The organism is Crossiella sp. CA198 (assembly GCF_052078295.1).
GTDB lineage: Bacteria > Actinomycetota > Actinomycetes > Mycobacteriales > Pseudonocardiaceae > Crossiella.
Window position 1 is genome coordinate 212,316 of the sequence record NZ_JBQJIM010000010.1, and the last position, 23,385, is coordinate 235,700.

Below are 23,385 nucleotides of genomic sequence, written 5' to 3' on the forward strand. Positions count from 1 at the left end.
CCATGCGGACACCGGAAGGCGGAGCGGTGGGACGGATCAGGGTCGGCATCGACGTCGGCGGCACCTTCACCGACGCGGTCGCGGTCAGCGCGCGCACCTTCGAGCTGCTCGGCCAGGTCAAGGTGCCGACCAGCCACCACCACCCCGACGGCGTGGCACACGGCATCGTGGCCGCGCTGACCGAGCTGCTGGCCCAGGTCGGGGTGGCCGCCGCCGAGGTCGGCTTCCTCGCCCACGGCACCACCCAGGCCACCAACGCCCTGCTCGAAGGCGATGTCGCCAAGGTCGGAATCGTGGGGATAGGCAAGGGTTTTGACGGCTGGGTCACCGGGCGGCTGCGGTCCCTGGGCAAGCTGAAGCTCGCCCCCGGCCGCACGATGCCGGTCAGCTACGCCGCCGCCCGCGACCCGGCCGGAGCCGCCACCGCCGTGGCGACGCTGAGAAAAGCGGGCGCGGAAGTGCTGGTCGCGGTCGAACCGTTCAGCGTGGACGACCCACTCGGCGAACAGGCCGTGCTCGCCGCCGCGGCCGAAGCCGGCATCCCCGCCACCGCCACCCACGAGATCTCCAAGCTGTACGGCCTGACCAAACGCGCCCGCACCGCCGTGCTCAACGCCGGGATCATGCCGCGCATGCTGGAGACCGCCACCCTGGTCGAACACGGGATCGCCGCGGCCGGGATCACCGCGCCGCTGATGGTCATGCGCTGCGACGGCGGGGTGATGTCGCTGGCCGAGATGCGCAGCCGCCCACTGCTCACCGTGCTGTCCGGCCCCGCCGCCGGGGTCGCGGGCGCGCTGCTGGCCGGACGGATCAGCGAGGGCGTCTTCCTGGAGACCGGCGGCACCTCCACCGACATCAGCGTGATCCGCCGCGGCCGGGTGCAGATCCGGCACGCCCGCCTGGGCGGCCGGGACACCTACCTGTCCGCGCTGGACGTGCGGACGGTCGGCGTCGGCGGCGGCTCGATGATCCGGCTCGCCCCGGGACAGCGGGAGATCGCCGAGGTCGGACCGCGCAGCGCGCACATCGCCGGACTGCCCTACGCCTGCTTCGCCACCGCCGCCGAACTCGCCGAGGCCAGGCTCATCACCCTGCGCCCACGAGCCGAGGACCCGGATGACTACCTGGCCATCGAGGCCGCGGGCGGGCGCTACGCGATCACCCTGACCTGCGCGGCCAACGCACTCGGCGTGGTCCCACCTGGCGATCACGCGCACGCCGATCCCACCCTCGCCCGGCTCGCGCTGACCCCCCTCGCCCTGGCCATGGGCGTGCCGGTCGAGGTGGCCGCGCGGGCGGTGCTCGACCAGGCGATCCGCCCGGTCCGGGCCGTCCTGGACGCCCTGCTTGCCGACTACCGGCTGGACCGGGACCTGCTCACCCTGGTCGGCGGCGGTGGGGGAGCGGCGACCGTCACCCCGCACCTGGGCGCGGAAACCGGGCTGGACTGGCGGATCGCCGCGCACAGCGAGGTCATCAGCCCGCTCGGCGTCGCGCTGGCCCTGGTCCGGGAATCGGTCGAGCGGATCGTGCCCAACCCCGGGCACGCCGACGTGCTGGCCGTGCGCGCCGAGGCCGAAGCGGCCGTGGTCGCCCAGGGCGCGGACCCGGCCGGGGTCGAGGTGGAGGTCCTGGTGGACCCGCAGCGCAACCTGGTCCGCGCCATCGCCACCGGCGCCACCGACCTGCGCACCAAGGACCGCGCGTCCACAGTGGACGATCAGCGGGCCGGTGAGATCGCCGCGCGCAGCCTGGACGCACCGGTCGCCGAGGTGTTGCCGTTGGCGCACAACGGCAACTACCGCGTCTTCGGCCACACCCGCAAGCGCGGCCTGCTCCGGCGACCGCGGCTCGCGGTGCGCGTGGTCGACGCCGAGGGCGTGGTCCGGGTACACAGCTCCGACGCGCAGGTGGACGCGCTGACCGTCGCCGAAGCCCCGGCCAGACTCCTGGAACTCATCCGCGACCGCACCCGCTACGGCGACGGCGGCGCCCGCGCCCCCGCGGTCCGATTGCTGGTGGGCGCCAAGGTGATCGACCTCAGCGGTGTGCTCGCCGTGGACGCGCTGCTCGCCCTGATCGACACCGAACTCCGCACCCGCGCACCGGGAGAAACGCTGGTGGCGATCATGGAGGAACGGCGATGACCGAACTGGACCGCGCCGTGTGGCTGCTGCGCGCCACCCCGACCCACGAGCACCGCGAGGAGCACACCCTGCGCCGCTGGGCCCGCATCGCCCTGGACTTCGGCCGCGAACTCGCCCACACCGCGCGGCCACCGGACATCCCGGTGCACCGGGTCGAGGGCGGCCACCACCCGGACGAGCTGGTGCTCGCCGAATACCGGCCCAACCGCCCCAGGATCCTGCTCTACACCGACGCGATCATCGCGGTCCAGGACATCCTGCGCGGCCAGGGACCAGCCGAGACGTTCCCGCCGGAGATCGTCGAGGCAGCCGCGATCGCCCATGAACAGGCCCACCACCGCCTGCACGGCACCGCGGGCCGGGAACTACGCCACCGGCTCGACCATACCGCACTGACCCTGGGCCGGATCCGCCTGCGCGGCCACGTGCTCGGCGCGGACGAGATCGCCGCGCACAGCTACGCCCGGCACGTCCTGGGCGGACAGCACTGCCCGCTGCGCCTCACCCAGACCCTCAGCCGCCACCTCGCCGCCACCCGGAGTTGACCATGGGCTTTGTCATCGTGGCCGTGATGGCCTTGGGTGTGCTGCTGATGCTCACCCGGTTGCTGCCCACCGCGTTCACCCTCGGCTTCCTCGCCGTGGCCATCGGATTGCTGTCCGGGGCCAGCCTGCTCGGCAAGAGCACCAGCGTGGCCACCACCGTGCTGCAGACCGGCGCGCCGCTGCTGGCCGCCACCATGATCGCCATCCTGCTCGGCTCCTGGCTGGGCGCGCTGCTGGAGGAGACCGGCATCGCCGCGACCCTGGTGCGCAAGATCGTCGAGTTCGGCGGGGAACGGCCCGCGCTGGTGGCACTGGGCGTGTTCGGGGTGTCGCTGCTGGTCGGCACCATCACCGGCTCGGCGCCGGCCGCCCTGCTGGCCGGGGTGGTGGGGATCCCGGCGATGATCGCGGTCGGCGTGCCCAAGGTGGTCGCCGCGGGCACCGTGCTGATGGGCATCTCCGCCGGACTGCCCCTGGAGCTGATCGGCTGGCAGTTCCTGGCCGACGCGCTGCGGATGCCGATCGAGCAGGTCCGCTCCTTCCAGCTGCGGCTGTTCCCGATCGTGCTGGTCATCGGGATCGCCTACGTGCTCATCGAAACCCGGCGCAAGGGCGTGCGGCACGCCTGGGCGGTGCGTGCCGCCGCCCGGCGACGGACCCGGCGTGGCGACGCGCCCTGGTACGCGCTGCTCACCCCGCTGGTGCCGATCGTGCTCGCGCTCGGCTTCGACCTGCCGATCGTGCCCGCCCTGCTCGCTGGACTGCTCTACGGCCTGGTCAGCACCTACCGGCGTGGCGGGGCCAGGGAACGCGCGCTGCGCACGCTGTACCGGGCCTTCGAGGTGGCCGCGCCGCCGATCGTGCTGTTCGTGGCCATCGGCATGCTGTTGTCCGCGGTGCGGCTACCGGGTGCGGTCGCGGCGCTGAACCCGATCGTGCAAGCCGTCAGCCCGGCCGGTCCGGTGCTGTTCGTGGTGGTCTTCGCGGTGCTGGCGCCGCTGTCGCTGTACCGGGGGCCGCTCAACATCTACGGCCTGGGCGCGGGTGTGGCCGGGGTGCTGATCTCCGGCGGGGTGTACCCGCAGACCGCGGTGCTGGGCCTGATGTCCTCCCTCGGCCAGGTGCTCGGCGTGTCCGATCCGACCAGCACGCAGACCGTGTGGAGTGCCCAGTACGCCGGCACCCGCCCGGAACGGGTGATGCTGTCCACGCTGCCCTACACCTGGCTGATCGCGATCGGCGGCCTGACCCTGACCGCGCTGCTGTACCTGTAGTGCTGTCGGTGCCTCCGCCTAGGCTGCCGAAGGTGACCGTCATTCGCCCCGCCGACCCTGGTCAGGCCGAGGAGTTGACCGAACTGATGTACGCCTGTTCGGCCTACCGGGGTGAGTACGCCTCGATCCTGCACGACTTCCGGCTCACCGCGGCGGACCTGACCGCGGTGCGGATCGTCTCGCACCCGCGCGCGGCCGAGTTCTACCGTCGGCAGGGCGCGGAGCAGGTCCGGATCCTGCCGCCGTCGCCGCCCCGGGTGACCTGGTCCCGGCCGGAGTTCACCCTGCCGGTGCCCGCACCGGCCGGCTGACGAAGGCCACCAGTCCCACCAGCATCATGACGCCGCCACTGGCGGCGAACAGGATCAGGAACGGCAGCACACCCACGGCCACCTGGACGCCGCCGGTCAGCAGGCACAGGATGCCGAGCTGGGTGGTGCTGCGGGCGGCCAGGGGCAGGAAGCCGAACAGGGCCAGGGCCAGGAAGAACGGGCTGGCCGGGCCGAGGGCGATCGACATCAGCACGCCGACGGCCATCGACACGGTGACCGGCAGTGCCATCAGCCGCCACAGCCAGCGCGGCGGGGCCGTCATGTCAAGCCCCAGATGCGGTGCACGGTCGTGACGATGATCAGGTAGCCGCCCGCCGCGCCGAGCAGGATGAACGGCACCCGGGCCAGCCAGGACCGGCCGGACAGGCCGACTCCGAGCAGGAGCAGACCGGGACCCATGAAGAGCATCGGGACGGTCAGGCCGGGATTCACCGCGACCACGAGGCAGGCCACCCGGAACGCGTAGTCGTTGCCGATGAAGAACAGCGGGACGAATCCGACCAGCGACATCACCACCAGGTACTGCTCGGTCGGGTCGACGCGGGTCGTTTCCGAGATCCGGGTGAGCGTGGTGGCCGCCATGACCACCGCGGCCACCGCCGTGGCGACGATCCGCCAGACGGGTGCCGGGAGTGAGGTTTCCATGCTGCGCCTCCATGATTGAGCGAGTGCTCAATTCTAAGCACATGTTGAGCGATTGCTCAAAGTGATTCCGGTCAGCTGCCGGTGGCGGCGGCGATCAGGTTGAGCGCGGCCGGGCGGGCGTAGTCGAAGGCGGCGTCGTCATCCAGGGAGGTCGCCAGTGCCATCGAGCCCTCGAACAGCACGAACAGCTGGCGGCCTAGCTCGTCCGGATCCGCAGCCCCGGCCTCGCGGGCGGTCTCGGTCAGGCGGCGCAGGAAGTCGAGCTTGTGGCGGTGGATCACCGCGTGCGCGGCCTGATTGGCCTCGGCCAGTTCGACCGCGGCGTTGTGCAGGGGACAGCCGCGAAAGCCCAGAGCCTGGTCCGGGCGGTCGAACAGGACGATCAGCCGATCCCGGGCGGACAGGTCGGCGCGGGCCAGGCCGGCCTCGTTGCCGAGGGATCTGGTGGTCAGCTGCTCCAGGTAGGCCGTGATCAGGTTGTCCTTGCTGCCGAACAGCTTGTAGAGGGTGCGCTTGGAGACCGCCGCGGCCTCGGCCAGTTCCTCCACCCCGGTGGCCTGGATGCCCTGCCGGTAGAACAGGGCGCTGGTCGCGCCGAGGATGCGCTCGCGCGGGCTGGCCTGGGTGGTCATGTGTTCAGGGTACCGCTCGTTTTCCTGTTCCGGAAAACCGCGTGTCGCCGATCACAGGAAAGTGGGTACCGATCGGTTTCCTTCTGGTGCTAACGTCTGCGGTACCGATCGGTTTACCGAGTCGGCTGGACATCGGGAAAGGACAACGGACATGGCCACGCACACGCACGTCACCGCGCCGACCCACTTCGTGGAGGTCGACGGGACCCGGTACGCCTACCGCCGTTTCGGCGCGGACACCGGCACCCCGCTGGTCTTCCTCCAGCACTTCCGCGGCGGCCTGGACAACTGGGACCCGGCGGTCACCGACGGCCTGGCCGTGCACCGCCCGGTGCTGCTGCTCAACTACGCAGGCGTCGGCGCCTCCACCGGCCAGACCCCCGACACCATCGAGGGCCACGCCGACGGGGTCGCGGCCGCGCTGGGCGGACTGGGCCTGCGCACCGTGGACGTGCTGGGCTTCTCCATCGGCGGCATGGTCGCCCAGGAACTGGCCCTGCGGCACGCTGACCTGGTACGCAGGCTGATCCTGGCCGGCACCCGGGCCAAGGGCGGCACCAGCGAGGGCGCGCACCCGGACTACCCGCGCGTGGCCACCCGCAACGCGGTGCCGGAACTGGCGGACTTCCTGTTCCTCTTCTTCGACCCCGCCGACGCCAGCCAGGCCGCAGGCCGCGAGTTCTGGGACCGCCGCACCGCCCGCGCCGACGCCGACCCGCCCTCGGGCGCGCAGACCATGCAGGCACAGGGCATCGCCACGGCGAGCTGGCAGGCCGACGGCGAGGACAGGTTCGCCGACCTCGCCCGCATTACCCAGCCGACCCTGGTGGTCAACGGGCGCGAGGACGTCATGGTGCCCACGGTCAACTCCTACGACCTCGCCCGGCACCTGCCCAACGCCCAGCTCAGCATTTACCCGGAATCCGGCCACGGCGCCCTGTTCCAGTACCCGGAACTGTTCGTCAGCCAGGCCGACCGATTCCTCGGCACCCAGCTCGCGTTCCACTGAAAGGCGACCGGCAATGAGTGACCTGCTCGACTTCGTGCTGGAAAAGCACGGCGGCCTGGCCGCCTGGCAGCACACCACCGAGATCACCGCGCACCTGAACGCGGGCGGACCGTTCTGGGGACTGCGCGGCTACCCGGAGGCCTTCACCGGCCAGACCCTGGTGGTCGATCCGCACCGCCAGCACCACGTGATCACGCCCTGGCTCAACCCCGGGCACACCCTGACCTTCCGGCCCGACGAGGTCACCCTGCGGGACCGTGCGGGCGCGCTGGTGGACCGCCTGGCCGAACCCCGCGGCACCTATCGCGGCAACGACGAGCTGTCCCCGTGGCAACCGCTGCAGGTCGGCTACTTCCTGGGCTACGCCATGTGGAACTACCTGGTCACGCCCTACCTGTTCACCTTCGGCGGCGTCCGCGCCGAGGAAGGCGAGACCTGGCGGGAGAACGGCGAGACCTGGCGGCGGCTGCACGTCACCTTCCCCGCCGACCTGGCCACCCACACCGCCGAGCAGACCTTCTACTACGGCCCCGACGGCCTGCTCCGCCGCCTGGACTACACGGTCGATGTCAACGCGGACGTGCTGGTCGCGCACTACACCGGGGAACATCGCACGGTGGGCGGGCTGGTGTTCCCGACCAGCCGGCGGGTATACCGGCGCAACCCGGATAACACGGTGGACCTCAGCGTCGCCGGGATCACCCTGGAGCTGAGCGACATCACGGTCGCCTAGCCAGCGGCCAGTGGCCGGTCTCGGGGGTGCGGTCGGGCTGATCACGGTCGCCGGGGTGGTGCAGCGGTGATCGACCCCGCGCGCGGTCTGGCCGCCGTGCAGCCGCCTGCATGGCAGAGTGTCGCCCTCGCGGCGCTGGTCAGCCCGTGATGCGCTGGGCGGCCAGGCGACCGGAGATCAGCACCGGCGGGATCCCCACCCCGGGCGTGGTGCCCGCCCCCGCCAGCACCACATTCGCGAACGCCCTCGGCAGGTTCCCCGGCCGGAACGGCCCGGTCTGGGCGAAGGTGTGCGCCAGCGCGAACGGTGTGCCCGCGGACAGCCCCTGGCGCGCCCAGTCCGCCGGGGTCACCAGCGACAGCCGGGTCACCGCGGCCCGGTCCGGCAGCAGGCCGCGTTTGGCCAGCACCGTCACGATCTCCTCGGCGTAGTGCGGGCCGATCCGGTCCCATTCCAGGGGTGCGTCGGCCAGGTTCGGGCAGGGCGCGAGCAGGAAGTGCCCGGCCCGGCCGGGCGGGGCGAGCGTCGGATCGGTCAGCGACGGGGTGGTCAGCAGCAGCGAGGGATCCGACATCAGCCTGCCGCCGCTGGTGATCTCGGTGAAGGTCTGCTCCCACGCCTCGCCGAAGCTGATCGTGTGGTGCGCCAGGTCGGGCGAGGTTTGCTCGGCGGCCAGGTGCACCACGACCGCCGAAGGTGACCAGCGCAGTGGCACCGGGCGGCGCGGCTGGTGGCCGAGCAGGTCGTAGGCGGCGGCCAGGTCGGTGGTCAGCACCACCGCGTCGCAGGTGATCCGGTCGGTGGCGGTGTGCGCGGCCAGCACCCGCCCGCCCCTGCCCTCCAGGGATTCCACTGTCTCGCCGTAGCGGAACCGCACCCCGGCGGCCGCGGCGGCCTCGGCCATGGCCTGGGGGAGGGCGCGCATGCCGCCGCGCGGGAACCACACCCCGGCCACGGTGTCCATGTAGGCGATCACCGCGTAGGCGGCCAGCGCGCGCTGCGGCGGCACCCCGGCGTAGAGGGACTGGAAGGAGAACACCCGCCGCAGCCGCGGGTCCCGGATGAATCGCCCCACCGCGGGCCCCAGCCGCCCGAACCCGCCCAGCGCCGCCAGTTTCGCCAGCGAGGCGCCGGCCAGATCCAGCGGCGAGTCGAAGTTCGCGCCGATGAACCGGTCCCGCTCCACCGCGTACAACCGGCCCAGCCACTCCCGCAGCCGCAGGTAGCCCTGCGCCTCGGCCGGTCCGGCGAACCGGCGCACCTCCTCGGCCATCGCCTCGGCCCCGGTGTGCACGTCCAGGCTGCTGCCGTCGGCGAACCGGGCCCGGTAGGCCGGGTGCAGCGGCAGCAGCTCCAGTCGTTCCGCCAGCGAGTCGCCGACCGCGTGCAGGGCCTCGTCGATGAGTTCCGGCATGGTCAGCACGGTCGGCCCGGTGTCCAGCCGGAACCCGTCCACATCCAGCCGCCCGGCCCGCCCGCCCGGATGCGGCTCGCGTTCCACCACGGTCACCTCGCGGCCGCTGCCGCGCAGGTGCAGTGCCGCGGACAACCCGGCCAGCCCGCCGCCGACGACCAGGACGTGGTCGCTCCGTCCGGTCACCCGCCGCATGGCCGCACTCCGTTCGGTCGTCCGCCGGCTGCCGAACCCGTCAGTGATCGCGTTCGGTCAGCACCCTGGCCAACGTACCCAGTTGCCCGGCCGGGCCCGCACGAAGGTCCGCCGCGGCCAGCGCCGCCAGCGCGGCCGCGGTGTGCTCGGCGATCATCCGCTCCACCGCGTCCACCGCCCCGACCTCGGTCAGCCCTTGACGCACCCGGTCCACAGTGGACTCCTCCACCGGGTTTTCCCCGCTGCCGCGCAGGATCCCGGTCAGCAGCTCGGTCACCGCGAGCCGCCCGGTCCGCTCGGCCAGGTGCAGCCCCAGCACCAGCAGCGGGGTCCGCTTGCCCTCGCGCAGGTCATCGCCCACCGGTTTGCCGGTGACCGCCGGATCGCCGAAGACCCCCAGCAGGTCATCGCGGAGCTGGAAGGCCACGCCCAGCGACCGCCCGAACGCCCGCAACCGGCTCACCATCGGCTCAGCCGCCCCGGCCAGCTCGGCGCCCAGCTGCAACGGCCGCTCGATGGTGTAGCTGGCCGTCTTCAACCGGGCCACCCGCAACAACGCGGGCACGGAGTCCTCGCCCTTGGCATGCGCCCGCAGATCGAGGTACTGACCGGCCACCATCTCACTGCGCATCGCCTGCCACGGCCGCCAGGCCCGCCGCAACATGTCATGGCTGACCCCGGAACCGACCAGCGCATCATCCGCCCAGGCCAGCGCCAGGTCACCGATCAGGATCGCCACCCCGTCACCGAAGCGTTCCGCGCAGCCCGACCAGCCCGCCGCCCGATGCCGGCCCGCGAACACCACCTGCGCCGCGGGCTGCCCACGCCGGGTCGAGGACCGGTCCATCACGTCGTCGTGCACCAACGCGCTGCACTGCAACAACTCCAGCGCCACCAGCGCCCGCACCACCGAGTCCGCCCGCTCCCCGGCCGGATCACCGCCCGCGGCCCGCCAGCCCCACCAGGCGAAGGCCGGCCGGATCCGCTTGCCGCCGGCCAGCGCCAACTCGGTCAGGGCCCGCACCACCGCCGGATCGACTCCGGCCCGCACATCGCTGTCGCCACGCGTCCGCAGGAACTGCTCGATGGCCGATTCCAGCCCGGCCTCGGCCAGCTCCGCGGCGAACACCACCTGTTGGACCGGCAAGTCCCCCTCCTCCGCTCGCCGCGCCTCCCGCCTCGCGACGCTAGCCGCCGGACCGGGAACGCGCATCCGCGAACGGCACTGACCTGCGGCGACCCCAAGACTGCCGGTTGTCCCGGCCGGTCTTGGTGCGGGCGAAGGCGACCCGAGCCCGCGGAAGGTAGCGGAGCCGGTACGGCAGCAACGGCCAGAGCCGGGCTACCACCGCCGCGAACCGCACAAACCGCTGCTGGTCCACCGGCCGCCAGCACGCACCGATCTTGGCCCGCACCACCGGCGGCGACAACCCGCGGGTCAGGAACCACAGCACCCGGCCCACCAGCGGTGCGACCAGCCGCCACAGCGGAGCGGGCAGCCACGGCTGCGCCATCGTCTCGGGCCGCTGCACGAAGGCCAGCAACGCCCGCGCCGCCGGGGTGAGTTCCAGCTGCTCGGCGCACACCCGCTCGAAGTAGGCATGGAACTCCGCCCAATCGCCGGGCACCGGCCGATCACTCACCCCGTACCGCCGGTAGATCAGCACCGACTCGGCGTAGAGCTGCTCCCGCTCCGCCTCGGTCAACGGCCGGTCGAAGACCTCCGCGATCTGCAGCACCGCGTCGAACATGGTCGCGTGCGCCCAGAACCACACCTCCGGATCCAGGGCGTGGTACCGCCGCCCCTGATCATCCCGGCCGGTGATGCCGTGGTGCAGCTCGCGGATGCCGTGCGCGGTCGACCCGGCCGCCGGACCGTCGTAGACCACCCCGGCGATCCGCGGGATCGACCGCAGGGTGCGGGCCCACGGCTCGGTGTAGAACGCCGAGTGCTCCACCACGCCCGCGCCCAGCGCCGGGAACATCAGTTCCAGCAGACCGACCCGCCCGAGCAGCAGCAGCGCACGGCGGTCACCCGCGTAACGCCAGTACAGGGATCCGGGCCCGGGTGCGGTCATGGCGGACTCCTCGACGGGGAGCCTCCATCATGACCCACCCGCCCCGCCGGGCGACATGGGCCGATCCGGGGTCACCGCTCACTGTCCAGGTGCGCCATCAACGGCTCCGGATAGCGTGCTCCGGCAGCGGCATCCGCCGGCACCGCGCGTTCGATCGTCTTGAGGTCCACATCGGACAGTTCCAGGTCGAGCGCGCTGATCGCCTCGGTCAGCCGTTCCCGCCTGCGCGCGCCCACCAGCGGCACGATGTCCTGCCCCTGGTGCAGCACCCACGCGATGGCCACCTGGGCGGGCGTGGCGCCCCGGGGCTCGGCCACCGCACGTAATGCCTCGGCCAGGCCCAGGTTGTGTCCGAGGTTCTCCGGCGCGAATCGCGGGCTGTGCGCGCGGAAGTCCCCGGCCGGCATCGCCCGGCCGGGCGCCCAGTGTCCGGACAGCAGGCCCCGGGACAGCACTCCGTAGGCGGTGACGCCGATGCCCAGCTCGCGGCAGACCGGCAGGATCTCCGCCTCGATCCCACGGGAGATCAGCGAGTACTCGATCTGCAGATCCACGATCGGGTGCACCGCGGCGGCCCGGCGCAGGGTCTCCGCACCGACCTCGGACAGCCCGATGTGCCGTACGTGCCCGGCCCGCACCAGCTCGGCGATGGCGCCGATGGTGTCCTCGATCGGCACGGCCGGGTCGAGCCGGGCCGGGCGGTAGACGTTGATGTGGTCGGTGCCCAGCCGCTTCAGCGTGTACGCGGCGAAGTTCTTCACCGCGGCCGGTCTGGCGTCAACGCCCAGCCAGTTGTCGTCGGCGTCGCGCAACGCGCCGAACTTGACGCTGATGACGGCCTGCTCGCGATCGCGGCCACGCAGTGCCTCGGCGATGAGCAGTTCGTTGTGGCCCATGCCGTAGAAGTCGCCGGTGTCCAGCACGGTGACGCCCGAGTCCAGGGCGGCGTGGATGGTGGCGATGCTCTCGGTCCGGTCGGCCGGGCCGTACAGGTCGGACATGCCCATGCAGCCGAGGCCGAGCGCGCCGACGGCCGGGCCGGTGGCGCCGAGGGGACGGGTGTTCATGACGGTGGGTCCTCCAGTCGGTTTCGCGGCGAAGCTGCCGCTGACCCGAGCCTGCCTCGCCGGCGCCGAGTTGAGGAGAGGACTCCGAGTCCCTGGGACTGGGCGTCCCAGGGACTCGGAGTCCCTGGATAACTGTCGGTGCGGCAGGGCAGGGTGGAGCCGTGGACCGAACCCAACTCGCCGACTTCCTCCGCCGCTGCCGGGCCCGCGTGCAGCCCGCCGAGGTGGCCGGCCTCGACCTGACCCGCCGCCGCACCCCCGGCCTGCGCCGCGAGGAGGTGGCCCGCCTCGCCGGTGTTTCCACCGACACCTACACCCGCCTTGAACAGCGCAGAGGCCGACATCCGACCACCCAGGTGCTGGCCAGCCTGGCCCGCGCGCTCCGACTGACCGGTGACGAACGGGACCACCTGTACCTGCTCGCCGGGCACGAGCCACCGGTCCCGCAGGAGCCCACCGCGACGATCCGGCCCAGCCTGCGGTCGCTGCTGGGCCGCCTGTGGGACAACCCCGCCCAGGTGGTCTCCGACCTTGGTGTCGTGCTCGCGCAGAACCCGCTCTCGGTCGCCCTGATGGGTGATCTGGTCTCGGCGCACGGCTGGGACCGCAGCTTCTACTGGCGCTGGTTCGCCCGCCCGGAGAGCCGCGCGCTGTTCCCGGCCGAGGACCACCCGCACCACTCGCGGGTGCACGTGGCGGATCTGCGGGCCACCGTGGCCCGCAGAGCCAAGGACAAAGACGTGCTGGAGTTCGTCCGGGCCCTGCGCGCGAGCAGCGCCGAGTTCGCCGAACTCTGGGACGAACACGTCGTGGCCGTGCGCCGGTCGGATGAGAAACGCTTCCTGCACCCCGAGATGGGACTGATCGAGGTGCACTGCGAGATCCTGCTGACCCCCGAGCACGACCAGCGTTTACTGGTCTACTCCGCCGAGCCTGGCACCGTCAGCCACGACCGCCTGCAGTTGCTCGGCATCCTGGCCAACCAGACCCCGGAGGATCAGGCCGAGGCAGAGGCCGCGTTGGAAGAACTGGAGGCGATGGACCGATACCCCCAGGAGCCGTTCCAGTTCTGACCCGGTTCCAGCACGATCAGCCCGTCACCGCTGTTGAAGGCGTTCGGCGCGCAGGTCATCGGCTCGATGGTGATGCCAGAGCGCGGCGTGCGTGCCGCCGGGGCGTAGTCGTCGGTGTAGACCTGCAGGTAGTCGTAGCCGCCGTCCAGCCACAGCTCGGTGGCAGTGCCGGTCGCGTCGGCCACCCGGGCCACGGCGTGTCCCCGCTCGTCCCGGACCAGGTCGGTGAAGGCGGTGTCCAGGGCCGCCGAGCCGAGTGAGCGAGCGGTGCGGAAGTCCAGCGCGGTGCCGGTCACCGACTCCTTGCCGATGGGCAGCAGGCGGTTGTCGGTGGGGTAGTAGGTGGCCGCCGGCACGGTCAGCTCGACCGGTCCGGTGGTGGCCAGGTACGGGTGGTGCGCCGCGCCGAAGGGCGCCGGTGCCGAGCCGGTGTTGGTGGCCTGCAAGGTGATCCGGACGCCATCGGCGTCAACCTGGTGCTCGATACGGAAGGAGAGTGCGAACGGATAGCCGTACTGCGGACGTTGGTCCTGGGTCAGCACCACGCGGTCCTCGGTGTGCTCGACCAGCGACCACTCAGTCCAGCTCAGCAGCCCGTGCAGGGCAGCGCCCCGGTCCGGCTCGTTCAGCGGAACCTGGTGCCGCACCCCGCCGAAGGTGTAGGCCCCGTCCTCGATCCGGTTCGGCCACGGCACGATGGTCTTGCCCTGATAGCTGTCGCCAAGTTCGTCAGCGGCGTGGGTGAGCAGCCGCTCGACGCCGTCAACCCGCCAGGACAGCAGCGTGGCGGCCACTCCGGCCACCACCGCGGTGTGCCGGCCAGAGCGGATCTCGTACAGGCGCCCGTTCATCGTCATGGCGCGGATTGTGTCATCCGCGGCGGTGGGGCCGAGTCGCTCGTCAGAGTGTGTCGCCTGCCACGTAGGTGCGTGGGTCTTGCGAGTGGCGGTCAGGGACGGCGGCGTGGACGCAGGTCCGGACCTGCGATGGCACCGGGCGGTGTAGGCCGGATGTCGCTGTCGGGGCGTGCGAGCGGGCTCGCCTTCCTGGCGGTGGCGGCGCGAGGTGCCGGGCTGGTGGCGACGTGCGGGTGCCATGGGATGAGGCCTGCGGGTGCCGTGGGATGAGCGGTGGGCAGCCGTGCTCGCCGCGGTGGTGAAGCGACGTGGCGGGCAATGGGCGCGGCGGGCGGCCGGCGCGGCCGGGGACGGTCTGAGACGGGCCTCGGGGCACGGATGGCGCAGGGTGGTCGCTGGCGCGTGTGGGCGGATGGTGGTGCGTGCTGCCTGGCGTGGATCACGCGGGCCGTGCGGCGTGGCTGATGCGGTGGTACGGGTTCGATCGTTTGCCTCGGAACGACCGCGGTGTCGGGTCCGGAACGGCCGGGATGCTGGGACGGTGGCGGATGGGGTCAGCCGGCCAGCTCGTCGGTGCGGGACAGCCAGCTTCGGTAGACCGGGGCCTGGTCCGCCTTGGCCCAGTAGGCGCGGATCGCGCTGCTGACCAGGGTGTCGGTCAGGGCGGCCAGGGGGCTGTCGGTGCGGAAGGCCAGGATGTGGCGGAAGTCCGGGCGGGCGCCGGCGAAGGGGCGGACCGAGATGCCCTCCTCCAGGCGGAAGGTGGCTTGGGCGAGCATGACGCCCAGGCCGCGGCGGAGGAAGTCGCGGGCGTTGAAGCTGTCCAGGCGGTAGGCGATGCGGGGGATGAAACCGGCATTGGCGCAGATGCCGCGGAGGTATTCCGCGCAGCGGATTTCCAGGCCCTGGGGGAGGATCCAGTTCTCCTCGGAAAGGTCGGCCAGCGAGATCTCGAATTCGTTTGCTAGCGAATGTCCTGTTGCGACGGCGATGAACAGCGGTTCGGTGGCGATGGTGTGCACCGTCACGCCCGGCGGGCGGTCCAGGGGCATGCCCGGGTGCTCGGCGAGCACACCCAGGTCCGCCGCGCCACCCGCCAGAAGTTCCATCGCGGTCTGGCCGCAGCGTTCCTGCCGCAGGGTGATGTCGGCCTCCGGGGCCAGTTCGTGCAGGTGCTCGGTGATCGGACCCGGTAGCGGGGTCGGGTGGGCCACCACGCGGATCCGGGCCGGGCCATCGGACAGCGGGGCGCCGTGCTGGCGGGCCTCCTCGATCAGCTCGTCCACCGAGGGCACCAGGACCCGTACCCGTTGCACCACCAGCTCGCCCAGCGCGGTCGGACGGGTCCCGTTGCGGTCGCGGTGGAACAGCATGCCGCCGAAGGCGCGTTCCAGGCGCTGTAGCTGGCGGGTCAGGGCCGGCTGGGTCAGGCCGAGCCGGGTGGCCGCGCCGCTGAGACTGCCCGCCTCGCTGATGGCCCCAATCATCCGCAGGTGCCGGATCTCCACGTCCATGATCTCGATGCTAGGACGCGCTGACCTGGCCGCGTAGCCGCTGATCGTCCCCTGACCGGTCGAACCATGTCCCGCGGTCATGGCGAGGTGTCAGTGGCCCCCGCCGAATTGTTCAAATTCTAATGAGTTGCATGTTGTCCTCCACGACACCGGCACGGCTGGCCACGCGGGTGCTCGAACTTGTGCTTGCGCACCAGCGGAAAGCACGCAATGGCGGGCCGTGCGGACCGAGTCCGTGCCCCCGGTGCCTTTCCGCGCACCTGCCCGCGGTGATCCGGGCAATGGGGCAGAACCGGCCGATTCAGTTCGTCCTGCCCGCCTTTCCGGCCAAATCGCCCAACCGGGACAAGGTGCTCGGCCACCTGCCCGACCTGGCCGAGGAACTCGCCGTCGGTTTCCTCAGCGACCTGTGCGCGGAGCTGACCGGGCTGTATCCGCCGGGCGCCCGGCTCACCATCTGTTCCGACGGCCGGGTCTTCGGCGACCTGATCGGCGTGCCGGACGAGGCGATCACCGCCTACCAGCAGGAGATGGCCGCGCTCATCCGCGCCACCGGGTCGGCCCACCTCGATCTGTACACAGTGGACGACTACGCGCCCGGTTCCGGCCCGGAATCCCTGCGCCGCCTGCTCGACGCGGAGTACACCGAACCGATCGCGGAACTGCGTGCGCGGATCCGGGCCGACGCCGACCTGCGCGCCATGTACCTGGGCATTGTCCGCTTCCTGCTGGAGGACCGGTACGGCCCCGGCTACGCGGGCACTCGCTCGGCGCTGCAACGGGAAAGCCGCCACCGGGCCTATGGCGTGGTCGCCCGAAGCCGGGCCTGGGGCGAGCTGGTCGGCGCCCGGTTCCCGGACGCGGTGCGGCTGTCCATCCATCCGCAGCCCTGCGGCGCGGCCAAGCTCGGCCTGCTGCTCGGCCGCACCCCGGACGCCTGGCTCACCCCCTGGCACGCGGTGGCCGTGCGCGAGCCCAGCGGATTCACCCTGATGAAGCGGATCGAGGCCGAACAACTGGGCGCGCGGCTTGTGCACCGGGCCGGTCGCCCCAGCCACTACGTCCTGCCCTGAGCGGCTGGCTTTGGCGGCTGCTCGCGATCGCGGTGGCCGGGCTGACCGCGGGCGGGCTGGAACCGCGGTACCAGAACGCCTATCCGTTGGGATTGCTGGTCATCCTGGTGTGCGCAGCTCGGCGAGCAGTCGGGCGAACACCGGTTCGGTGATGATCGGGATGTGGTAGTCGCGGGCCTTGCGTGCCTTGGTGGACAGGGAATCCGGGTCCGCGGCGACCACGACCTTGGTCCAGCGGCAGACGTTCTCCGGGTGGGTGATCAGCCCGGCGGCGGCCGCGTGGGCCTGGAGCCGTTCGCGGGGTTGGTCGGTCTGGCCGGTGAAGGCGATACGGTCGCCGGCGTCCAGGCGGAATCCGGCGGGCAGCTCCGCGCCAGCGGGGCGGTCCTCCTCAGCGGAGCGGGGGACGGGGGCGGGGCTGGGGACGGGGGCGGGGCCGGGTGCCGTGCCGGTGCGGAACGCGGCCGGGTTCCGGCTCGCCCGGTGGTAGCTGGGGGCGCCTTCCCGGCGGGGGCGGCGGGCGACCGGATGGCCGGGCGCGCTCCGGTGCACCACCGGGGTGTCCAGGGCGAGGGTGAGCGGCCACGGGCGGGAGCGGGCGGCTTCGAGCAGCGGGGACCAGTCGTCGTGGCCCGCGGCAAGATAGTGCGCGAGCAGGGCCGCGGTGGCGCGGGCGTCGTGCAGGGCCGAGTGCGCGTTGGTCAGCGGGATGCCCGCGGCGGCGCAGCAGGCGGCCAGGTTGCGGCGGTCGGTGGTGAGGTAGCGCGGGGCCAGGGTCATGGTGCACAGGCCGTCGAGGGCATCGGCCGGGGGCAGGAGGCCGGCGGCGTTCAGTTCGGCCTGCAGGAATCTGGCGTCGAAGGTCAGGTTGTGCGCGACCAGGACCCGGCCGGTCAGCCGGGTGACCAGGTCGCCGGTGATCTCCTCGAAGGTGGGCGCGGGCAGCACCTCGCGGGTGGTGATGCGGTGGATGTGCTGCGGGCCCAGGTCACGGCGTGGGTTGACCAGGGTGCACCACTCGCCGGTGATGGCGCCCTGGGCGTTGACCTGGACCACGGCGATCTCGATGACGCGGTCGCGGCCTGCGGCGAAGCCCGTGGTCTCGACGTCCACCACCGCGAAGCCCACCGAACCCCCGATCCGTAGCGATCACCGGACGCAGCGTATCCGTCGCGATGATCACCGCCGGGGTCAGGCGGGCAGTTCGACGCTCTCGCCGGTGGCCAGCAGGGTCAGCGGCGCGCCGGTGCCGGGGCCGCGTTCGCCGAGCATGCTGCTGGTCAGGGTGCGGCCGATGTCGCTGAGCAGCACGTCGTGCACCTGGTAGGCCTGGCGGGGCTTGACCGCGCGCACGTAGTCGATCAGGTGCGCGACCCGGGACCAGGGCGCGTGCAGCGGCAGCAGCAGGGTGTCCACCGGCCGGTCGGGCACGGTGAGCGCGTCGCCGGGGTGGAAGACCGTGCCGCCGAGCAGGAATCCGCTGTTGGGCACCAGGGGCAGGTCCGGGTGGATCTCGGCGTGCCAGGTGCCGTGCACCTCGACCTCCACCGCGCCGAGGTCGAACCGGTCGCCGTGCCCGACCGTGGTGACCCGGCCGGCCAGGCCGGTGAGCTGGGCCGCGACCGAGTCCGTTGTCCACACCCGCAGTGCCGGGTTGGCGTCCAGGGCCTGGCGCAGGCGGTCGCCGTCGAAGTGGTCGAAGTGCTCGTGGGTGATCAGCACCGCGGTGGCGCCGGTGAGCGCCTCGGGCTCGGTGAAGGCGCCCGGGTCGAGCACGATGGTCTCGCCCTCGTGCTCGACCCGGACGCAGGCGTGGCCGTACTTGGTGAGTCGCATACCCGCAACTCTACAGTCTGGCTGTGCAGTTCGCGATCAGAACGCCGTGGGTGGCACGCCGGTCCAGGCGGTGCGGATCTCGGCGGGCACCCGGTCCTCCCGGACATAGGGATGCCGGGTGAAGATCATGGTGTCGCGGGCACCGGGCTCGAAGGGGCGCCAGCGGGGCAGGTCGGGCAGGCGGGGGTCGCCGGAGCGGGCGAACGCGCTGAGGGAGTCGTTGAGCTGGGTGGCCAGGCGCTGGGCGAACTTGAGGTTGGCCTGGGGGTGCAGTTGGTCCTGGCGGACCTTGCCGAAGGTGAAGGCCAGGTCGGAGGCGTGCACCGGACCCAGGGGAGAGGCGTCCTCGTAGTCGAAGCGGTAGGTCCAGGCGCGGGCGCCCGCGCGGTGGGCGGCTTCGGCCAGCCAGATCGAGGGCAGGCCGACGAAGGTGTCGCTGACCAGGTCCAGGCGCGGGTCGCGGCCTGCCGGGCTGTGTTTGCGGTAGGCGGCCTGGATCTGGGCGAAGCGGACGTCGCCGACGACTGATTCGAGCTTGGCTTCCAGGCCGGGGGCGAAGAGCGGGAAGAGCTGGGCGAGTTGCTTGGACTCGTCGCGGCAGGTGCCGATCATGAGGTCGACGGCGGGGGAGATGCGGCGCAGCGGGTGGGTGGGCAGCACGTGGCCGTCCAGGACCTGGTGGAAGACCTCACCGTTCAGTTCGGGGGCCTGGGTGGCGGTGGCGGCCGCGGCGACCACGTCGGCGGCGGGCACGGTGAACAGCTTGGGCGAGTCCGGGCCGGGGATGCCGAGCTGCTTGAGCACATAGTCGGTGGTGCGCTGGGCCTGGTCGGGGGTGAAGTGCGGGCGGGCGCCGCCGCTTTGCGTCACCGCCCGGCGGAACAGGCCGGTCGCGGCGGGCGCGCCCAGCAGGCTGCCGATGGACATGCCGCCCGCGGACTCGCCCATCACCGTGACGGTGCGCGGATCGCCGCCGAAGCCGCTGATGTTTCGCCGCACCCAGCGCAGGGCCTCGATCTGGTCCAGCAGCGCGGCGTTGCCCGACCCTGGCCGCCCGGTCAGGTGCAGGTAGCCGAAGGCGTGCAAGCGGTAGTTGATCGTGACCAGCACGAGGTCGTTGCGCTCGGCGAAGACCGTGCCGTCGTAGTCGCTGCCCGCGCCGCTGGTGAACGCGCCGCCGTGGATCCACACCACCACCGGCCGGCGACCGCTGGTGCCGCGGGAGTAGACGTTGAGGAACAGGCAGTCCTCGCTCTGCGGACCCGGCGGGCGGGGCGGTCCGGCCAGTTGCAGGGCGGCCGCGCCGAACTCGGTGGCGTCCTTGATCCCGCTCCACGGCCGCACCGGGCGGGGTGCGGTGAAGCGGTGTTCCCCGGTGGGCGGCTCGGCGTAGCGGATGCCGCGCCACACCGTGATCTCGCCCGCGCGCACGCCGCGCAGCCTGCCGAGCGGGGTGGTCGCGACCACGTCCGCGCCGGCCGCCGCGGCCACCCCCGGCACCGCGGCGGTCAGCATCGCGCCACCGGCCAGTCCCAGTGCCATCCGCCTGTTCACCTGTGCCACTTCGGCCTCCCGTTGTCCTGGTGTTCGCCCTCCACTTCAGCGCGGACTTGCCTGGAACCGGTCGTCCAGTACGCTGAAACGACGAAATCCCGCACAGTGGCGGTCCCAGTCGACGAGAACCGGCGAACGCATATGGATGATCTTGACAGCAGACTGGTCGCCGCGCTGCAGGTGAACGGCCGGGCCACCTGGTCGAGTGTCGCGGCGGCGGCCGGGGTGTCCGAGCGCACCGTCACCCGGCGGCTCGCGCCGCTGCTGGCCGGTGGCACGGTGCGGGTGAGCGCGATCCCCAACCCGGTGCTCGACCCCGACCTCACCGGCCTGGTCCTGCGCGTGCGCTGCCGCCCCGGCCGGACGCCGCCGGTGGCCGAGGCCCTGGCCGCGCTGCCCGAGGCGTGGCAGGTGCTCATCCTGGAAGGCGGCGACGAGATCGCCGCGACGCTGTGGGTGAGCACCCCGGACCGGCTGAAACTGTTGCTGCTCAAGGAACTGCCCAAGACCTCCTCGATCGACTCCTGGCAGACCCGGCGGCTGCTGTGGATCTTCCCGGACGCGCTGGGCTGGCAGGCTCCACTGCTGTCGGCCGAAGAGAAGGCCAGGCTGGGCGAGGTGGTCCCGTTGCCGGCGACCCGGCCGCTGCCCGCCCTGGACGAGGTGGACCGGCGGCTGACCGCGTTGCTGGTCAAGGACGGGCGGATGGGGTTCACCGAACTCGCCCGGCACAGCAACGTCTCGGAGTCCACCGCCCGCCGCAAGGTGGACGCCCTGCTGCGCGAGGGCGCCATCGCCATCACCACCGAGGTCGACCCGCGCCTGCTCGGCTACCACCTGGAAGCGTTGCTGTGGCTGACCATCCAGCCCGCCGGGCTCGGCAAGGTGGCCAAGGTGCTGGCCGCGCACCCGGCCACCCGGATGGCCGCCACCACCAGCGGGCCGAGCAACCTCCTGGTCGCGGTGGTGTGCCGGGACGGCGAGGACCTCTACGAGTTGCTGACCGGCACCCTGGGCGCGCTGCCGGAGATCACCGGCGTGGACGTGACCCCGGTGCTGCACGTGGCCCGGCGGGCCGGGGTCAGCCACTCGGCGTGAAGTACGGGGTGGTCGGTGGCCCGGCCGGGGGCGGCGGCACCTGCAGCACCGGCACCGGTTTGCCGCCGGGGTTGCCTTGTGTCTTGGCGCTGAAGGAGATCAGGCCACTGGCCGCGGGGACCTGGTAGGCGTTGTTGAGGTTGAGCAGCTGGCTGAGCACATCCGCGGGGCTGGGCCGGCCACGCGCCGCGCCAGACTGTTCGGCGGCCAGCCGGTCGTGCAGTTCCGGCCAGGACATCAGTTCGCGGACCAGGCGGATGGCCGCGCCGCGTGATCGACCCATGATGCGACGCTAGACAGGCGCCGCGAACCGTAAGGACAGCTGTCTCCAACGTTATGTGGTCAATCTATTACCTGGAGTCATTGGTCAGGGTCGGAGCCAGCGGTCGAACCAGGCCCGGGTGCGGCGCAGCAGGTCGAGTTGGTGGTTGCGTTCCCGGATCGAATGGCCCTCTCTGGGGTAGATCACGAACTCGTGCTCGGCGCCGAAGTGGCGCAGTGCCCGATGGAAGTACACGGCCTGGCCGAGGGGGACGTTGGTGTCCTGGGCCCCGTGCAGGATGAGCACCGGGGTGCGGACGCGGCAGGCGAAGGAGACCGGGCTGACCGCGTCATGCCGGTGTGGGCCGATTCCGTGCCACCCGGTGCTGCCGCCGAGCGCGGCCTCGAACTGTCCGTTCTCCCCGGTCGCGGCGAGCATCCCCCAGTCGACGACACCAGCGCTGACCAGCGCGGCGCGAAACCGCTCGGTCTGCCCGATCGCCCAGGCGGCCAGGAAGCCGCCGTGGCTCCCGCCGGCGATGCCCAGCCGATCGGGATCAGCGATGCCCTCGGCGATGAGCAGGTCGATGCCGGTCTGGATGTCGGTCCATTCCTCCTGGCCGACCCGGCCTGCGACGCTGGCGGCGAACTGGTGGCCGTGGCCTTGGCCGCCGCGCGGGTTGGGCAGGAACACCGCGTAGCCAGCGGTGGCCAGCCACTGCGCGCTGGGGAACCAGAACAGCTGGAGCCGATCGGCGTACCGGTCGTAGGGGCCGCCGTGTGCGATCGTGACAAGCGGGAACGGGCCGTCCGAAGCGGATTTCCCGGCTGGCAGTACGAGCAGGCCGTCCAGATCGAGGCCGTCGGCGGCACGATAGGCCAGTGCTCGCTGGGTGCCGAAGGTGATGCCGTCCAGTTCGGGTCGGGTGTCCGTGATCTTCCGCAGCGGCCCGGCCGGTGGTCCGAGGTGAACGTTCGTGGCTTGGTAACGGGTGCCGGTCAGTACCGCGATCACCGTGCCCGCGGGGGTGGTGGTGAGGGCGTCGAGGCGGCCGGGGTGCTGCGACAGTGGGGTGGGACCGTCGGGGTCGAGCCGGGCCACGGTGGTGTTCAGGCCGTCGGCGAACACCACCAGCGGGGCGGCGTCGGTCTGGCACAGTTCGGTGGGGCACATCGGCAGGCCGGCGGTGCGGTTGCGTCGGACGTGGCTGCCCAGGGCCAGGTCGAACACGGCGGTGCCGGCGTGCAGGACCGGTGGGGTGAGTGCGACATAGCCGAGGTGCCAACCGTCCTCGCCTGGCCACCAGGTCAGCGAGTGTGCGTCGGCCTCGACCGGTCCGAGGTCCACCGCGGTCCCCGTTGCGGGGTCGAACAGGTGCAGTCGGCTGGTGCGGGGGCCGTAGTCCTTGTCGGCGCTGGCCTGGGTGAGCACGGCGAGCGGGCCACCGTCGGGTCGTTGCCGCAGTTCGACGACGTGCCGGTGGCCGAACACGCTCGGGGTACTGACCTGGCCGGTGCGCAGGTCGAGCAGGCGCAGCCGGGCACGCGGTTCGCGCTCACCGACGACAATGGCGTCATCGCGGTCCTGGACGCGGCGCGTGTCCTGCTCGGTGGGCTCGTCCTCGGCGAGCAGCGCGACCAGGTTGGGATCGGCGAGCGGCAGGTGGTCGATGATGCCGGCGCGCCAGGTGGTCAACGCGATCACCACGTCATGGGCGCGGGTAAGCCGGTGCACCTGCGCGGTGCCACGCTCGGCGCGGTCGGACAGGAAGTACAACGTGCGCGAGTCCGCGGACCAGCGAGGCCGGGACTCCGTCGCGGTGTCGCTGGTCGCCCGGCGCCACCCACCGTCGCCTTCGAGGTCGGCGAGCCAGAGTGTGGTGTCGAGGTGGTCACCGATTCGGCTGGTGGGAGCGAGAACGTAGCAGAGCAGCTGCCCGTTCGGCGCGATAGCCGGGGTCTGCGGGACGTGCCCCTCGACCACGAGTTCGGCGGTCAGACCTGTCATGCGATCAGTGTGTCAACGTCACCAGCGCGGCACCCCG

23 protein-coding genes are annotated in these 23,385 nt (G+C 72.1%); 9 read left to right on the forward strand and 14 right to left on the reverse strand.

Annotation, left to right across the window (positions count from 1 at the left end; translation table 11 throughout):
* Positions 1-2: 2 nt before the first annotated feature.
* Genes ACTOWY_RS18675 through ACTOWY_RS18690 form a run of 4 tightly spaced genes read left to right on the forward strand, consistent with a single transcriptional unit; the run spans position 3 to position 4,280 of the window.
* The gene (locus ACTOWY_RS18675) at positions 3-2,150 is read left to right on the forward strand and encodes a hydantoinase/oxoprolinase family protein (protein ID WP_441310917.1); all 2,148 of its coding nucleotides are present in this window, start codon (positions 3-5) and stop codon (positions 2,148-2,150) included.
* Positions 2,147-2,695 carry a hypothetical protein gene (locus ACTOWY_RS18680; RefSeq protein ID WP_441310918.1) on the forward strand — a complete coding sequence of 183 codons (549 nt, stop codon included), beginning with the start codon at positions 2,147-2,149 and terminating at the stop codon, positions 2,693-2,695. The genes ACTOWY_RS18675 and ACTOWY_RS18680 overlap by 4 nt, the downstream gene beginning before the upstream one ends.
* Positions 2,696-2,697: 2 nt before the next feature.
* Positions 2,698-3,969: a transporter gene (locus ACTOWY_RS18685; RefSeq protein ID WP_441310919.1), complete on the forward strand. Its 1,272-nt coding sequence runs from the start codon at positions 2,698-2,700 to the stop codon at positions 3,967-3,969.
* Positions 3,970-4,001: 32 nt separating this feature from the next.
* Complete coding sequence (locus ACTOWY_RS18690) at positions 4,002-4,280, forward strand: hypothetical protein (protein ID WP_441310920.1); 279 nt, start codon at positions 4,002-4,004, stop codon at positions 4,278-4,280.
* On the opposite strand, the gene ACTOWY_RS18695 is transcribed toward ACTOWY_RS18690, so the two are convergent.
* The 3 genes from ACTOWY_RS18695 to ACTOWY_RS18705 form a co-directional block, all read right to left on the reverse strand.
* On the reverse strand, positions 4,249-4,563 hold the full coding sequence (locus ACTOWY_RS18695; protein ID WP_441310921.1) for a hypothetical protein: 315 nt from the start codon (positions 4,561-4,563) through the stop codon (positions 4,249-4,251). The two genes, ACTOWY_RS18690 and ACTOWY_RS18695, sit on opposite strands and share 32 nt — an antisense overlap.
* Complete coding sequence (locus ACTOWY_RS18700) at positions 4,560-4,946, reverse strand: hypothetical protein (protein WP_441310922.1); 387 nt, start codon at positions 4,944-4,946, stop codon at positions 4,560-4,562. The genes ACTOWY_RS18695 and ACTOWY_RS18700 overlap by 4 nt, the downstream gene beginning before the upstream one ends.
* Before the next feature lie 71 nt (positions 4,947-5,017).
* Positions 5,018-5,578 carry a TetR/AcrR family transcriptional regulator gene (locus ACTOWY_RS18705; RefSeq protein WP_441310923.1) on the reverse strand — a complete coding sequence of 187 codons (561 nt, stop codon included), beginning with the start codon at positions 5,576-5,578 and terminating at the stop codon, positions 5,018-5,020.
* Between the two features lie 151 nt (positions 5,579-5,729).
* Here ACTOWY_RS18705 and ACTOWY_RS18710 point away from each other — a divergent pair, with 151 nt between their 5' ends.
* Positions 5,730-6,587 (forward strand): alpha/beta fold hydrolase, encoded by an 858-nt coding sequence (locus ACTOWY_RS18710; protein WP_441310924.1) that lies wholly within the window; start codon positions 5,730-5,732, stop codon positions 6,585-6,587.
* A 13-nt stretch (positions 6,588-6,600) separates the two neighbouring features.
* Complete coding sequence (locus tag ACTOWY_RS18715) at positions 6,601-7,320, forward strand: hypothetical protein (RefSeq protein WP_441310925.1); 720 nt, start codon at positions 6,601-6,603, stop codon at positions 7,318-7,320.
* A 139-nt stretch (positions 7,321-7,459) separates the two neighbouring features.
* Here the strand turns inward: ACTOWY_RS18715 and crtI are convergent, their stop codons facing one another.
* From crtI to ACTOWY_RS18735, 4 genes are all read right to left on the reverse strand, one after another.
* On the reverse strand, positions 7,460-8,929 hold the full coding sequence (gene crtI / locus ACTOWY_RS18720) for a phytoene desaturase family protein (protein WP_441310926.1): 1,470 nt from the start codon (positions 8,927-8,929) through the stop codon (positions 7,460-7,462).
* A gap of 40 nt (positions 8,930-8,969) precedes the next feature.
* Complete coding sequence (locus tag ACTOWY_RS18725; RefSeq protein ID WP_441310927.1) at positions 8,970-10,076, reverse strand: polyprenyl synthetase family protein; 1,107 nt, start codon at positions 10,074-10,076, stop codon at positions 8,970-8,972.
* Positions 10,077-10,116: 40 nt separating this feature from the next.
* The gene (locus ACTOWY_RS18730) at positions 10,117-11,007 is read right to left on the reverse strand and encodes an oxygenase MpaB family protein (protein ID WP_441310928.1); all 891 of its coding nucleotides are present in this window, start codon (positions 11,005-11,007) and stop codon (positions 10,117-10,119) included.
* 71 nt (positions 11,008-11,078) lie between these two features.
* Positions 11,079-12,074 carry an aldo/keto reductase gene (locus ACTOWY_RS18735; RefSeq protein WP_441310929.1) on the reverse strand — a complete coding sequence of 332 codons (996 nt, stop codon included), beginning with the start codon at positions 12,072-12,074 and terminating at the stop codon, positions 11,079-11,081.
* A gap of 161 nt (positions 12,075-12,235) precedes the next feature.
* On the opposite strand from ACTOWY_RS18735, the gene ACTOWY_RS18740 reads away from it, so the two are divergent.
* A complete protein-coding gene (locus ACTOWY_RS18740) occupies positions 12,236-13,147 on the forward strand; it encodes a helix-turn-helix transcriptional regulator (RefSeq protein WP_441310930.1) in 912 nt (303 codons plus the stop codon).
* On the opposite strand, the gene ACTOWY_RS18745 is transcribed toward ACTOWY_RS18740, so the two are convergent.
* Both ACTOWY_RS18745 and ACTOWY_RS18750 read right to left on the reverse strand, forming a co-directional pair.
* Complete coding sequence (locus tag ACTOWY_RS18745; protein WP_441310931.1) at positions 13,072-14,004, reverse strand: aldose 1-epimerase family protein; 933 nt, start codon at positions 14,002-14,004, stop codon at positions 13,072-13,074. The genes ACTOWY_RS18740 and ACTOWY_RS18745 overlap by 76 nt on opposite strands.
* A gap of 554 nt (positions 14,005-14,558) precedes the next feature.
* A complete protein-coding gene (locus ACTOWY_RS18750) occupies positions 14,559-15,518 on the reverse strand; it encodes a LysR family transcriptional regulator (protein ID WP_441310932.1) in 960 nt (319 codons plus the stop codon).
* A 281-nt stretch (positions 15,519-15,799) separates the two neighbouring features.
* On the opposite strand from ACTOWY_RS18750, the gene ACTOWY_RS18755 reads away from it, so the two are divergent.
* Entirely contained in the window at positions 15,800-16,591 is a 792-nt protein-coding gene (locus ACTOWY_RS18755; RefSeq protein WP_441310933.1) for an L-tyrosine/L-tryptophan isonitrile synthase family protein, read from the forward strand.
* 99 nt (positions 16,592-16,690) lie between these two features.
* On the opposite strand, the gene ACTOWY_RS18760 is transcribed toward ACTOWY_RS18755, so the two are convergent.
* From ACTOWY_RS18760 to ACTOWY_RS18770, 3 genes are all read right to left on the reverse strand, one after another.
* Complete coding sequence (locus ACTOWY_RS18760) at positions 16,691-17,719, reverse strand: exonuclease domain-containing protein (protein WP_441310934.1); 1,029 nt, start codon at positions 17,717-17,719, stop codon at positions 16,691-16,693.
* A 63-nt stretch (positions 17,720-17,782) separates the two neighbouring features.
* Positions 17,783-18,427: an MBL fold metallo-hydrolase gene (locus tag ACTOWY_RS18765; RefSeq protein WP_441310935.1), complete on the reverse strand. Its 645-nt coding sequence runs from the start codon at positions 18,425-18,427 to the stop codon at positions 17,783-17,785.
* Between the two features lie 36 nt (positions 18,428-18,463).
* Positions 18,464-19,990: a carboxylesterase/lipase family protein gene (locus ACTOWY_RS18770; protein WP_441310936.1), complete on the reverse strand. Its 1,527-nt coding sequence runs from the start codon at positions 19,988-19,990 to the stop codon at positions 18,464-18,466.
* 132 nt (positions 19,991-20,122) lie between these two features.
* On the opposite strand from ACTOWY_RS18770, the gene ACTOWY_RS18775 reads away from it, so the two are divergent.
* Complete coding sequence (locus tag ACTOWY_RS18775) at positions 20,123-21,079, forward strand: Lrp/AsnC family transcriptional regulator (protein ID WP_441310937.1); 957 nt, start codon at positions 20,123-20,125, stop codon at positions 21,077-21,079.
* Here the strand turns inward: ACTOWY_RS18775 and ACTOWY_RS18780 are convergent.
* Both ACTOWY_RS18780 and ACTOWY_RS18785 read right to left on the reverse strand, forming a co-directional pair.
* Complete coding sequence (locus ACTOWY_RS18780) at positions 21,063-21,362, reverse strand: hypothetical protein (protein WP_441310938.1); 300 nt, start codon at positions 21,360-21,362, stop codon at positions 21,063-21,065. The genes ACTOWY_RS18775 and ACTOWY_RS18780 overlap by 17 nt on opposite strands.
* Positions 21,363-21,446: 84 nt before the next feature.
* Positions 21,447-23,348, reverse strand: a complete 1,902-nt coding sequence (locus tag ACTOWY_RS18785; RefSeq protein WP_441310939.1) for a S9 family peptidase — start codon at positions 23,346-23,348, stop codon at positions 21,447-21,449.
* Positions 23,349-23,385: the final 37 nt, after the last annotated feature.